The sequence below is a fragment of the Solibacillus sp. genome, from assembly GCF_040273735.1.
GTDB lineage: Bacteria > Bacillota > Bacilli > Bacillales_A > Planococcaceae > Solibacillus.
Genome location: NZ_JBELZM010000016.1, coordinates 1 through 12,988 on the forward strand (window position 1 = coordinate 1; position 12,988 = coordinate 12,988).

Here is a 12,988-nt window from a genome sequence, read left to right on the forward strand (position 1 = left end):
GAAATATTTATTTACGGTTAGCACGAATTGAAGTGGGCCATATTTTCTAATATAAATTGAATTGTTCTAATATATTTTTATTTGTTCTAATAAAACTCCGTTGTTCTAATAAATTTCTAAAAAGTGTTCGCTTTGTTCTAATATTCCTTTAGCATTTGCTAATATCGACAACACTTTTTCTAAAATCCTTTTCAACTGTTCTAATAAAAACAGCACTAACATAAAAAAACGCACTTCCAACATGAAAGTGCGCTTTGAATCAGGAAATTATTGAGCTGTATATCCACCATCAACCGTTAAGCTGTTGCCGGTCATGAATGAAGAATCATCACTTGCCATAAATAATACGGCTTTTGCCATTTCTTCTGCTTGTCCAAGGCGTTTCATCGGCGTCATTGAAGCTAATGCCTGTTTGCTTTCTTCCGGAATAATCGGTGTGTCAATGAAGCCTGGGCATAGTGAGTTTACACGAATATTCTGTTCTGCATATTCAAGTGCTAGTGAGCGTGTTAAGTTAATAACGCCACCTTTTGCCGCATTATATGCTGCCGATCCAGGTGAACCAACCCATCCATACATAGAAGCGGTGTTGATAATTGAACCTCCGCCAGACTTTAACATTTCTCGGATTGCTTCACGGGCTACCAGGAATACACCATCTAAGTTGACATTGACTGTGTTGCGCCACTCCGAATATTCCAATTCATGTGAAGGGAAAACCCGGCCGATGCCTGCATTGTTAAATACTACATCTACTTTGCCAAATGCTTCAATTGTCTGTTTAAATATATTTGCTACTTCTTCTTCACTTGTAATATTTGCTTTAACAAATAATGCTTCCGCGTTAAGCGCTTTCAATTCCGCTTCGAAACCTTTACCTTTTTCTTCATTTAAATCAACAAGTACAACTTTAGCACCTTCAGAGACAAATAATTTTGCTGTAGCTGCACCAATACCTGATGCACCACCAGTGATGACTGCTACTTTACCTTGTAATTTCCCCATCTTTTATTCCTCCCGTATAATGAGTCTTTAAACACATACTTATTTAAATTAAATTGAACAGAATCAATAGAAGAAGTATGTGCTATTTGTTTATATTTAAATTTTAACAATTTCTATAAATACAACAATCATTAGAATATTGTAAAATGTATACTTAGTAGACACTTACTATTATTTTGTCTTTTTTAACATGGAGGGATTGTCGTGGAAAATAACCAAATAGATACATCCAAAAGAAAAAATCGTACAAAAGATCACTTTAAATTAGCGTTAATTGAACTTATCAAAAGGAAAGGCTACCATGCCATTTCAGTAAAGGATATTGTCGATCAAGCGTCCTACAATCGCAGTACTTTTTACGTGCATTATCAGGATAAATTTCAACTGGCCGAAGATTTACTTGAAACAATGCTTGCAGGATTGGAAGAATCTGTTGGAAAACCATACAAACCGGGACAAAAAATATATACTACAAAACTGAATGCCCCATCTTTTAATATTATTTCTTATATATACGATAATCGTAATTTTTTTGAACTTATTAAATACGATGATACATTAACAGGCTTACATACAAAATTTCCTCAAGCCATATTAAAAATTTACGGGGAGCAGTTCATATTCCAGACAATAAATAATATCCCGGTAAACATGGATTACTTTAAAAGATATGCGGCATACGGATTTTACGGACTTGTACAAAATTGGATTAACAGCAATTTCAAAGAGTCCAAAGAAGATTTCATTGAAGAAGTCATTACTTTATCCCAAACACACATTTATTCACTGGAGTTTGTGGGGAAACAAAAGAAATAACATTATTAATGAGCTGTAACAGCAAATTGGATGATGAGCGAAGAAGCAGAAATTATCTGTTAGTAACAAGCAGTTGTTTACAAAATTAATTTTCAATTTAAGAAGACACTACCTTCTCAAATGAGCCCGGTAAAATACCGAACTCATACCAGCAATTAGCTGCATAATAAAAACTCTACCTTTAAGGGGTCACTAGCTTTTCAATTTATCGAAGCGGTTTTTACTTTAGATACTTAGTTCAAATACCATCTCCGCCTAAATTATGAAGCGTTAGATAATTTTTTAAAAAACGTTTTGTTCGTTCATTTTGAGGGTTCTCGAAAATCTCTTTTGGCGACCCCTCCTCAACAATATGTCCATCTGCCATGAAAATCACACGATCCGCCACTTCTTTTGCAAACTCCATTTCATGTGTTACAACAATCATTGTTCGACCTTGTTTAATAACTGCCTTCATTACATTTAAAACTTCTTCTACAAGCTCTGGGTCAAGTGATGAAGTCGGCTCATCAAATAAAATCACATATGGATCGAGCGCAAGTGCTCTTGCTATGCCAACTCGCTGCTGTTGCCCTCCTGAAAGCGCGACAGGATAATTAAGTTCTTTCCCTTTTAATCCAACCTCAGCTAGTATTTGGTATGCTATTTCCTCAGCCTGCTTCTTGGAGATTTTCTTAGATAGGCGCAAAGGTTCAGATACGTTATGTAAAGCAGTTTTATTTTTAAATAGATTATAATTTTGGAATACCATTCCTGTTTTCCCGCGTAATTTCAATACTTGGGACTTTTGAAAATTCTCTAAATTCAATTTTTCGCTATCAATTTGAATAATACCCTTTTCTGCTTTCTCCAAAAAATTTAAACAACGTAAAAATGTGGATTTCCCTGATCCTGAAGGACCGATAATAGCAAGTACCTCGCCGTCTTTAATCTCTACCTCTATTCCTTTTAAAACCGCAGTGTTCCCGTAGTTTTTATGCAAATTCTGAATTTTAATCATTTTGTTGCCTCCTTTTGGTACGGACGCTCTACATAATTTTCAAGTTTTGACTGTAAGAAAGCTAAAATTACTGTAATGGCCCAATAAATTAAACCAACTGTTAAATACGCTTCTAGAAATTTATAAGTGACAGCTGATTCGAGCTTTGCCCGAGCAAGCATATCCACAACACCGATCGTAAAAGCTAATGAAGTTTCTTTAATCATCATAATGTAATAGTTTCCTGATGCCGGAATTGCAACACGTAATACTTGAGGCAAAATAACTGTACGTAACCCTTGCCACTTTGTCATGTTCACAGCATCACATGCTTCAAATTGACCTTTATCAACCGCTAAAAATGCAGAACGAAATACTTCCGATAAATATGCTGCATTTTTTACACTTAGCGCAAAAATAACAGCTGTAATCGCATCTAATGAGCTGAAGCTAGGAAATAATTGAGGTATCCCAAAATAAAAAATAAAAATCTGAATGAGCGTAGGGACTCCACGGAAATAAGAAATAATAACAATTAAAATCTGATAAAGAACGGGAACTTTAAAATTAATTATTACAGAAAATAGAAGACCAATAATGACTGCTAATATAAAGGAAAGTGTCCCCATGTATAAAACAATTGGTAAATATTCTATGATTCTTGGAAAAATATCAATCATATAACCAACATCAAAATTCACAAAATCCCTCTTTTCTATGGAACTAGAAATCAGAAGGCTGTTCAGAGATTACTCTGGACAGCCTCTATTAAAGATTATTTATGTGGAATTGTTACGTCAATTGCACTCCACTTATCAGATAGCTCTTTTAATGTGCCATTATCTTGCAGCTTTTGTATTTCTGCACTAAACGCTTCTAAAAACTCTTTATTTTCTTCAGAGCGTACAAACGGGAAGCCATAGTCAAAGTTAACTAAATATTCTTCACCGTAAATCTTTAATGGTAAACCTTCATCCCGAATACGAGATGCTGCAGTAATTTTCACATCAATAAATGCATCTAATCGTCCTAATGCCACTTCATTATATGTTCCGCTTACATCTTGGTATGGTGTAATGATAATTTCACCACCATTTTCCTCATTCCATTTCTCTAAAAATTGATGCAAGTTATTTCCTAATAAAACACCCACTTTTTTACCTTTTAAGTCTTCAATACTGTTAATACTATTATTATCTTCATGTACAACTAGAGTAGCACCTGAATAAGCATAAGGTGTTGAAAAGTCATATTTTGTACGACGTTCTTCTGTCATTGCAATTAAATTGGATACCGTATCAATTTTTCCGGCATCGAGCATACCAAAGATACCTGAAAATTCAGCGAACTCCCACTTAATTTCATACCCTAATGCTTCACCCACTTTTTCTAATACTTCTACGTCATATCCTTGCGCTTTGCCGTCTTCATCCACTGAAATAAATGGAGGATAAATTCCTGATGAACCTACAACTAAGACCTCTTTTTCCCCACTGTCAGCATTCGTTTCTTTTGCCGTTGACCCAGCCCCTTCCCCATCATCATCGCCACAAGCAGCTAACAGTAATATTAAAGAACTAAAAAAAATGAGAAATGGTAATTTCTTTAAAATTTTCATTTAAGCTTCCACCTTTTCTAGTTCTTTTTCTATTACCTCAACTAATTCTTCTGCAAAAATTTCACGCGGGTATTGGAATTCCAATTCATTGATAAATACAGTAGGCACCATTTTTACATTACGCTCAATTGCCTCAGCAGTAATTTGTAAGCTACGGTCGATATTTGAGAATTCTTCTTTTAAGTTATACTTCGCTTCAATGTATTTCTTTATTTCAAAACTTGAATATTTATCCCATGTCGCTTGATACTTAAATAATTGACTTATGATTTCTAATGTTCTTTCTGGATTAGAATAATCTAAATTTGCATTGATTAACGTCCCAGGCAATAACATTTCACGTGGTTTGTCATAATGCTTTACTACTAACGCTACTTTATTTTCTGCGAAATACTTTGGAAGTGTATTATCAACTAAATCGTAAAACGTCGCACAATACGGACACGCGTAATTTAAAAACACTTCAATTTTTACAGGTGCATTCAAATCGCCAATTACTAAATAATCATTTTTAATTTCCATCCTAATTATCCATCCTTTTTTGTTTTCTATAAATTCAAAAAATTCAACGATTTTATTGTATACTATCTTTATTGGAATTGTAAATAATATTTTGAAAATGTTGGGATGTTTAGTTATAAGTTGAAGGAGTAAAAAAATCCCACCGACTATATTTAGATAAAAGTATATTAAAAAAACCTCTAAACTTTGGAGTTTAGAGGTTTTGACATGATTGAACTACTTAAGCGATCCAATCCTCTTTCGGAATATCATTTGCTTCCTTCTTGCTATAGTAACGCCCTTTTGTTACCAATCCTAAAATGACAGTCAGAATTGCTGCCATAAGCGCTGCGAAAAAGGCGGCAGTATTTTGCAGGAATGTACCCATATATCCGAGCGCTGCAATTGTGCCGATTATAGTTGGAACAATTAAAGCAATGACACCAACCGGATTCCACTTAAACAGATTTTCCTGTCTGGATTCGTAATAGCGTGGGCCGATTTTCAGCATTTTTTTGAGAACGAGTGCTTCCGTTACGAGAACTGCTGCCCAGCTCATCAGTGCTACACCTTGGAACGTCATGGCAATTTGAAGATGATCGACAATACCACCAAGCATCAATATCATCGCAATGACACCACCTACTACTACCCAAAAACGGCGCCCTGGTTTAAAGCCAACCATGTTTTCAAAAAAGTTCGAGAGGGAAAGTGAGCTGCTGTAAATATTCGTTATATTAATTCGAACCTGTGTCAGTACCGTGAATACGACACCACCGAGCCCTAACAATGTCACGATATAAACGCCGGGATTGGCTTCGGCGAATTTAACACCGAACCAAATGCCAAGACCCCCCATTACACCAAAACAGAAGATTTGCGGAATAAACCCGATTGCAATTGAACCGACTTTCAAATCTTTCGGTTTCAGGAATCGTGCATAATCCGAGGCAATCAAAGCCGTAAGTCCCATGATACCGTGTTGCATTCCGATACATAACAGCAATGCCGTACCGCCTATTTGAACACCTTCAGGCATATAGGTCCAGAAATTACCGGAGTTTAGTGATGGAGTGTTGAAAGCAATAACAATGGCCGTAATGAGGAAGAACCCAAAAATCGGCAATGACCATTTTTGAAGTTTGTCCAATTGTTTAATGCCAAACCAGTTTAACGGAATTACTAAGGAACCAAAGATTACAATTAAAAGCCAGATCGGAATCGCCGGGAAATATGCATGAATTGCAGCGACTAGAATCATACCTTCAAATGCACAATACATAATAAAATTTGATGCGTAAATTAATGAGGTTAATGAGGCTCCGATGTAACCGAATCCTCCGCGGGATAATAAGTTGACGTTCATGCCGGACTTTGCCGATAAATAAACAATGATGCTTCCAAGGATACCTGCGACTATAATGGCATAGCCAGCCGAGATGAGCGCATTGACCGCTCCGAACTGTAGTGCCATGACACTTCCCATCTGGAAATAGAAGATGGCAGTTGCGATGCCAAACGTTATATTAGTGATACTTAACCAGCCCATTTTGCGCTCTTCACGCGGAACTCGGTCAAAAGTATAGTCACTAGTTGCTTCTTCTTGATATAAGTCTCGTTCTCTTAAATTTTGATCTGCAGTAATATCAGATCTCATTCAATCAAATCCTTTCTGTACTTATACTTCTTTTGTTTCAAAGGAACTTTTATTGGAGGTGGATGGATCTTTTTAAGGGAAAGGGCGGTTACGGTAAATCATCTGCAATTGATCCCTTCGATTCAGAAACAAAAAAAGAAATGATTTTTTTACCGCGCAGACAGTTGTGAGCGTAAGTTAAATAGCTCCATTAAATATTTTAACATAATTTAACGCAATTATTTGCTATCCCAGCCCAAGTCGTTCTTTAGCGCTATAGGAAACCCACTCTTTTCCATACAAAAAACTCGAAAAACATAATTCCCATGCTTTCCGAGTTATTTAACAGGTGCATTTAGCCAGCATGGCCATCTGCTTATTCTATATTTTCATTTACATTTATCGCCAAATGACTATTTGGCATATAAACAATTCCAGCAATTTCTCTTTCCCTATATGCGAAGGTTGCCAACAAAATCCGGATAATTGTTCGGCCGTCTTTTCTATTCACCCAGCAATGCATAAAACTGATAGCCCATATACAGCGCCATTATCCAAATAATTACTGCAGATATCTTATTAAGATAATTTAGAAATTTACCGTTCCCGTCAATTTGTCCAATCTTTCTCCCGACAATGGCAAGTGAAAGAAACCATATCCATGATACGACTATACAGGCCAATGTAAACATCCATTTCTCATAACCTGTATAAGCTAATGAACTTGTTCCGATTACCCCGATTGTATCTAATATAGCATGGGGGTTAAGTAGCGACACGGAAGCAGCAAATGTTATTTGGCGTCGAGCTGAAAATCCTTTTTCTTCCCGCTTCGCATTTATCGTAGGGTTGTCTTTCCATATCACCCATCCCATATAAGCCAAGAAAAGGAATCCTGCTAAAAACAGTGATATTTTCAACCATTCCAAACTAAAAACAATAACCGATACTCCCGCTACCGCTAAATAAATTAAAATCGTATCACAGATCCCTGCTGTTACTATTGCAGGCAATGCTTTCGTAAATTTCCGGTGTGCTGCACCTTGATTAAAAATAAATACGTTTTGAACACCTAATGGCAAGATTAATCCAAATGCCAATAAGATTCCATGAATTATTGGTTGCACGTTTATTCCTCCTGTTTCCATTATTTAAGAATAACGATGAAGGAACGATTTGTCTTCCCTTGAAGAAATTCAGGCATACTCCGTGAAATCCATTTACCGAGCTGCCTAGCGTTTTTACGAGCAACTTGACTTACCATTAATTGATAAATTAATGTAGTAAATAGAACTTGATAGGCGAGAAAGTTCGCCATTAACCGCCTATGGACAAATGACTCCTGTCAGTTTAGTGGACTGGCGGGAGTCTGTTTTATTTAAGGGAGGTTACTTAATTTGCAAATGATTTTAATAGGAATCGGCGGTGCTATTGGAGCGGCATTAAGATATAGCGTATCCCTGCTTTTGTTAACAAACGAGACAGCTGCCTTCCCCTTTGCGACGGTTGCGGTAAATTTAGCAGGCTGCTTTCTTTTAGGTATGCTCTCTTCGGGTCTTGAACTAAAAATAATAGCAAACCCTGAATATTTAGTAGCATTCAAAACCGGCTTAATCGGCTCGTTTACAACTTTTTCCACATTCAGTGTCGAGGTTATTCAGCTGCTGCAGCATCACTTTTACTTTTCGGCAATCCTTTATATTTTCATTAGCGCCATCTTCGGATTAATTTTTGTTGCGCTTGGCATGAAGATTGGGAAAAGCCTTTCGGAAAGGAAAGAACCAGTATGATGAATTTCTTGTTAGTAGCCGTTGGCGGATTTTTCGGAGCCATTTTGCGCGCTGTTATTTCTAAGCGGCTCAATCATAAAAACCGTTTTGTTCACTTTGGTACTTTTACGGTAAATATGCTCGGCTCGTTTGCATTGGGGTTTTTGGTTAATATACATCTTCATACAAATGCAAATCTTATTTTGAGTATCGGATTTTTAGGAGCGTTCACTACATTTTCTACTTTTAAATTGGAAACTCTGACACTTGTCCATGCAAAACAATGGAAGCAATTTGTAATCTATTCTTTACTCACATATACGATCGGCCTATACATTGCTTATGCAGGCTTTTTAATGGCAGCATTATATTTATCCTAATGTTTCCGTTTCCCCTCTGATCAGCATCAGTTTTAACATGTAATGTTTACAATCAAATAACGCGGGTAAATTTACAATGTGCAACATTCAGATGAGGAGGATGATAGAAATGGTAAAACATATTGTGGGGTATTATGATACAGAAGCAGAAGCAATCGATGCAATTGAGGATTTAAAACGACAAGGTTACCGTACTGAAGAGATTTCAGTTATCAGTAAAAGCCAATCGGATGTTGATACGATTTCCGATGAAACAGGTGCAAACGTTGCAGAAGGTGCGGCTACAGGCGCAGCTGCGGGCGGTGCATTAGGCGGAATTGGCGGCGTGCTTGCAGGTCTTGGGGCGTTGGCCATTCCAGGTATCGGCCCTATTGTAGCAGCAGGTCCAATTGTTGCCGGTATTACAGGCGCGGCAGCTGGTGCAGGTGTCGGCGGCTTGACGGGTGCTCTTATCGGTATGGGGATTCCCGAAGATGAAGCAAACCGTTACAACGAACAATTTGAATCTGGTAAAATTTTAATTATGGTAGATGAAAATACACGCGGTACAACACTTTTATAAAAAAACTGCAGAAAGTCATTCCTGATTCATCAGGATGGCTTTCTTTTTTGTTCCTAAAGCAAGTAAATTTATCCCTTCCCTGTTCACTCATGTTTACAAATATTCCTCCAGGGTAAATTTTAATATGTGAAAAGAGATTTGAGAGGATGAGGGAAATGGCAAAACATGTCGTAGGATATTATGATACAGAAGCAGAAGCAATTAAAGCAGTTGAAGAATTAAAACGACAAGGTTACAATGCTCAGGATATTTCAATTATCAGTAAAAATGTATCCGATGTAGATGCAATCTCCAATGAAACCGGCGCAAATGCCATGGAAGGCGCAATTACAGGTGTTGCTGCCGGCGGTACATTAGGCGGACTCGGCGGTGTTATTGTCGGACTTGGCGCGCTTGCTATTCCAGGTATCGGGCCTGTCGTTGCAGCCGGACCAATCGCTGCAGGGTTAACTGGATTAGCTACTGGTGTAATGGTCGGCGGAATCGTCGGTGCTTTAGTCGGTATGGGTATTCCGGAAGACGAGGCAGAGCGCTACAACGAACAATTTGAAGCTGGCAAGATTTTAATCATGGTAGCAGAAGATAAACGCGGTTCCGAATTATAAAAATTTGACTGCATCAATGCAATCTTTAATTTGAATAGAAAACAATATAGAAATCTATATAATGCCATTCCGATATTAATTGGAATGGTATTTTTATTGAATTCATTTAATTAGAATACATTCACTCCAGCATCATGTCTCCTTATTAGTGTGTCCCTTTATTAAGGTCCAGTTAATCCCCTAGCGCAGAGTTATGCAGTTTTGAATTTTAATAATAAAATAAGTATTGCAATAATTACGTAATAGTAATAAAGTATTAGCGATATACAATGATTTTTAAACTATTATCCTAAACAGAAAAGGAATGTTTTAATTTTGAATTTTTTTACTAAGTGGTCCATTAAATTTAGACTTGTTTTTGCATTTGCAATTGTACTCTTAATACCAACCTTAACTGTATCTTTTTTTTCATATAACAATACAAAAAACCTAATTTTTGAAGAGCATGAGTCAACTGCCGAACAAAATTTAAATTTATTAAATTCAAAGATTACAGAAACAATTCAGCCAAAGCTTCAGCAGCTGTCATATTTGTCATCATATATTTCACAAGATACTCTGGATAATAATGATAAAATCAATTCATTATTCGATGAGTATCTCGCACTTCACCCAGAAATCAACATTGCCTACGTAGGTACAACTGATGGTCAAATGCTACGTCGCCCCGCACATCAATATGAAGCAGGCTACGATCCACGGGAACGCCCTTGGTATATTCAGGCAATTGAAGCAAAGGGCGAAGTAATTATTACCGATCCGTATGTTGCCACAAGTTCCGGCACTCTTGTCGTAACGATTGCGCAACAATTAACGGACAAATCAGGCGTAATCGGGATTGATCTGGCGATTCAAAAATTAGCTGAGATTAATGATTCAGTTGTGATTGGCGAGAAAGGCTTCACAATGCTTTTGGATAGTAAAAACAACTATATGGCAGCACCTGATATCGAAATCGGTTCAGCAGCCGGGGAGTCAATCAGTAATAATATTAATGAAAATAATGGTGTTATCAAAGACGATCAGACCAAAACTTTTTACGTTAAAAATGAACAAACAGGATGGACAATACTTGCGAAAACGTTTGATAGCGAAGCAGAGGCTGTTGCAAATAAAAATTTACGTTCTGATTTAACCGTTGTCTTTATTGCCTTTATTTTCGCTGCGGTTTTCGTCTATTTGATTATCCGTTCAATCAATGGACCGCTTCAGGAATTATCTAAAAAAGCAACCCTTATAAGTGAGGGTGATTTATCCGTAAAAGTAAATATAAATTCCAAAGATGAAATTGGGCATTTAGGGGAAGTATTTAATACAATGCGTGAGAACTTAAGTACGTTAATACAACAAGGGTTACATAGTGCGGACGGTGTGCGGGAAGCCGCCTCTTCTTTGAAAGAAAGTACAAACTTAACAATCGAGGCGACAGAGCAATCCGCACATGCAGTTCAAGAAGTAGCCATTAGTACGGACGAACAACTAAAAGGTAATGAACAAAACGCACAATCAATGAATCACATAGCTCAAAATATTATTGAAATTGCAAATCGTTCACACGAGGTCACTTCTCTATCGACTAATGCAATCGATACAGTAAACGAAGGAAATATCGTCGTTCAAAATACAGTGAACCAAATGAATTCAATTGATGATTCGGTCGCACAGTCAGACGAAAAAATCCGCGCATTGTCAAAGCGTATCGAGGAAATTGGAAGCATTGTCGATGTTATTAATAGTATTGCAAACCAAACAAATTTATTAGCGCTAAATGCGGCCATTGAAGCAGCTCGTGCAGGTGAGCACGGAAAAGGTTTTGCCGTTGTGGCACAGGAAGTTCGTCAACTTGCAGAGAGCTCACAGCATTCAACAGAGCAAATCAATGTATTAATTAAAGGAATTCAGGAAGACACTGCAAATTCCGTTTCATTAATGAACCATGCCAAGATAGATGTTCAACAAGGTATGCAGCTGACAAGCGAAACAGCCGATAAATTCCAGCAAATCTTAGAGGCACTGCAAACTATCGCACCTAAAGTGAATGATGTTACAGCAACTGCACAGGAAATGGCGGCTTCTGTTGAACAAACTTCTTCTACAGCAACTTCATTAGTGACCCATGCACAAACGACTGCTGCCGCGGCAGAAGAAGTTGCAGCTACAACGGAGGAAATTCATGCTTCTATGGAAGAAATGGGTGCATCCGCCCAATCTTTAAACCAGATGGCCGATCATCTACAGCAAGTAATGCATAAGTTTAAAGTATAGATAATAAATGGACTGTCGATAATATACAACTGCTCCTGGAACTTAGAATAAAATCAAAAGCAGCAACTTTCTCGATGAGAAAGTTGCTGCTTTTCTACTCAGGGGGAAAATCCCCCATCCCCAAACTGATTTTTGACAGACCCTCTATATGCCCTATTTAATTTATTTTTCCCCTTTTCTAATTTCTTTAAATTCTACTATCGACGATTATCAATTCATTATAGGTTCAAATTTTATTATTCACCCTGTACCAAACTAGAAGGAATTGACGCTCCTTTCTAAGAAGCTAGAGGTTGGTTAAATATATAAGCAAAATCTTTTATTATTTTATAAACATTGGTTGTTTTTTTCATTATTGATATTTCTTTTATAAGTATAGCTGGCCAGCTAAATACTATTCGAAAAGAAAAGAGAGGTAATTAATATGGTAACAACGTACGCTACAATTACAACTTACACAGTAAAGTCGGGTGACAATTTAGGCAGTATTGCCATGAAATTTGGTATGACGCTGGCCGAAATCCAATCATTGAATAACATTGCCGACCCTAACAAAATTCAAATTGGTCAAGTTCTAAAAGTTTACAGCAATACTTCTGGGGGTGGTTCAACTCCAAACACAACAACTTATACAGTAAAATCAGGAGACAACTTAGGCAGTATCGCCATTAAATTTGGTATGACGCTGGCCGAGATTCAATCCTTGAACAATATTTCGGACCCCAATAAAATTCAAATTGGCCAAGTGTTGAAAGTATACGATAACGGAACAGGTTCTGGCGGTGGTACATCACCGAAAACAACAACTTATACAGTAAAATCAGGAGACAACTTAGGCAGTATCGCCATTAA

The 12,988-nt window shown here is 37.2% G+C and carries 14 protein-coding genes; 7 read left to right on the forward strand and 7 right to left on the reverse strand.

Going from position 1 to position 12,988, the window contains the following annotated elements; translation table 11 throughout:
* Positions 1 to 267 precede the first annotated feature (267 nt).
* Complete coding sequence (locus ABS917_RS14815; protein WP_350479716.1) at positions 268 to 1,005, reverse strand: SDR family NAD(P)-dependent oxidoreductase; 738 nt, start codon at positions 1,003 to 1,005, stop codon at positions 268 to 270.
* A 204-nt stretch (positions 1,006 to 1,209) separates the two neighbouring features.
* Between ABS917_RS14815 and ABS917_RS14820 the strand changes: the two genes are divergently transcribed.
* Positions 1,210 to 1,821 (forward strand): TetR/AcrR family transcriptional regulator, encoded by a 612-nt coding sequence (locus tag ABS917_RS14820; RefSeq protein ID WP_350479717.1) that lies wholly within the window; start codon positions 1,210 to 1,212, stop codon positions 1,819 to 1,821.
* 238 nt (positions 1,822 to 2,059) lie between these two features.
* Here ABS917_RS14820 and ABS917_RS14825 read toward each other — a convergent pair whose 3' ends face one another.
* The 6 genes from ABS917_RS14825 to ABS917_RS14850 all read right to left on the reverse strand — a co-directional run bounded on the left by ABS917_RS14825 (position 2,060) and on the right by ABS917_RS14850 (position 7,682).
* Positions 2,060 to 2,821, reverse strand: coding sequence for an amino acid ABC transporter ATP-binding protein (locus ABS917_RS14825; RefSeq protein ID WP_350479718.1), 762 nt, complete (start codon positions 2,819 to 2,821; stop codon positions 2,060 to 2,062).
* Positions 2,818 to 3,501, reverse strand: a complete 684-nt coding sequence (locus ABS917_RS14830) for an amino acid ABC transporter permease (RefSeq protein ID WP_350479719.1) — start codon at positions 3,499 to 3,501, stop codon at positions 2,818 to 2,820. Before ABS917_RS14830 ends, ABS917_RS14825 begins: the two co-directional genes overlap by 4 nt.
* Positions 3,502 to 3,575: 74 nt before the next feature.
* Positions 3,576 to 4,418 carry a transporter substrate-binding domain-containing protein gene (locus ABS917_RS14835; RefSeq protein ID WP_350479720.1) on the reverse strand — a complete coding sequence of 281 codons (843 nt, stop codon included), beginning with the start codon at positions 4,416 to 4,418 and terminating at the stop codon, positions 3,576 to 3,578.
* Positions 4,419 to 4,940 (reverse strand): thioredoxin domain-containing protein, encoded by a 522-nt coding sequence (locus ABS917_RS14840; RefSeq protein WP_350479721.1) that lies wholly within the window; start codon positions 4,938 to 4,940, stop codon positions 4,419 to 4,421. It lies immediately after the preceding gene.
* A 220-nt stretch (positions 4,941 to 5,160) separates the two neighbouring features.
* Complete coding sequence (locus ABS917_RS14845; protein WP_350479722.1) at positions 5,161 to 6,576, reverse strand: purine-cytosine permease family protein; 1,416 nt, start codon at positions 6,574 to 6,576, stop codon at positions 5,161 to 5,163.
* A gap of 482 nt (positions 6,577 to 7,058) precedes the next feature.
* On the reverse strand, positions 7,059 to 7,682 hold the full coding sequence (locus ABS917_RS14850; protein ID WP_350479723.1) for a LysE/ArgO family amino acid transporter: 624 nt from the start codon (positions 7,680 to 7,682) through the stop codon (positions 7,059 to 7,061).
* Between the two features lie 276 nt (positions 7,683 to 7,958).
* Between ABS917_RS14850 and crcB (ABS917_RS14855) the strand changes: the two genes are divergently transcribed.
* From crcB (ABS917_RS14855) to ABS917_RS14880, 6 genes are all read left to right on the forward strand, one after another.
* Positions 7,959 to 8,345, forward strand: coding sequence for a fluoride efflux transporter CrcB (crcB, locus tag ABS917_RS14855; protein WP_350479801.1), 387 nt, complete (start codon positions 7,959 to 7,961; stop codon positions 8,343 to 8,345).
* Positions 8,342 to 8,704, forward strand: a complete 363-nt coding sequence (gene crcB, locus ABS917_RS14860) for a fluoride efflux transporter CrcB (RefSeq protein ID WP_350479724.1) — start codon at positions 8,342 to 8,344, stop codon at positions 8,702 to 8,704. The genes crcB (ABS917_RS14855) and crcB (ABS917_RS14860) overlap by 4 nt, the downstream gene beginning before the upstream one ends.
* A 109-nt stretch (positions 8,705 to 8,813) precedes the next feature.
* Positions 8,814 to 9,266, forward strand: a complete 453-nt coding sequence (locus ABS917_RS14865) for a general stress protein (RefSeq protein WP_350479725.1) — start codon at positions 8,814 to 8,816, stop codon at positions 9,264 to 9,266.
* Between the two features lie 155 nt (positions 9,267 to 9,421).
* Complete coding sequence (locus ABS917_RS14870; RefSeq protein WP_350479726.1) at positions 9,422 to 9,871, forward strand: general stress protein; 450 nt, start codon at positions 9,422 to 9,424, stop codon at positions 9,869 to 9,871.
* A gap of 315 nt (positions 9,872 to 10,186) precedes the next feature.
* Positions 10,187 to 12,136: a methyl-accepting chemotaxis protein gene (locus ABS917_RS14875; RefSeq protein WP_350479727.1), complete on the forward strand. Its 1,950-nt coding sequence runs from the start codon at positions 10,187 to 10,189 to the stop codon at positions 12,134 to 12,136.
* A 424-nt stretch (positions 12,137 to 12,560) separates the two neighbouring features.
* The coding region (locus ABS917_RS14880; protein ID WP_350479728.1) for a LysM peptidoglycan-binding domain-containing protein at positions 12,561 to 12,988 on the forward strand (428 nt) is incomplete at its 3' end.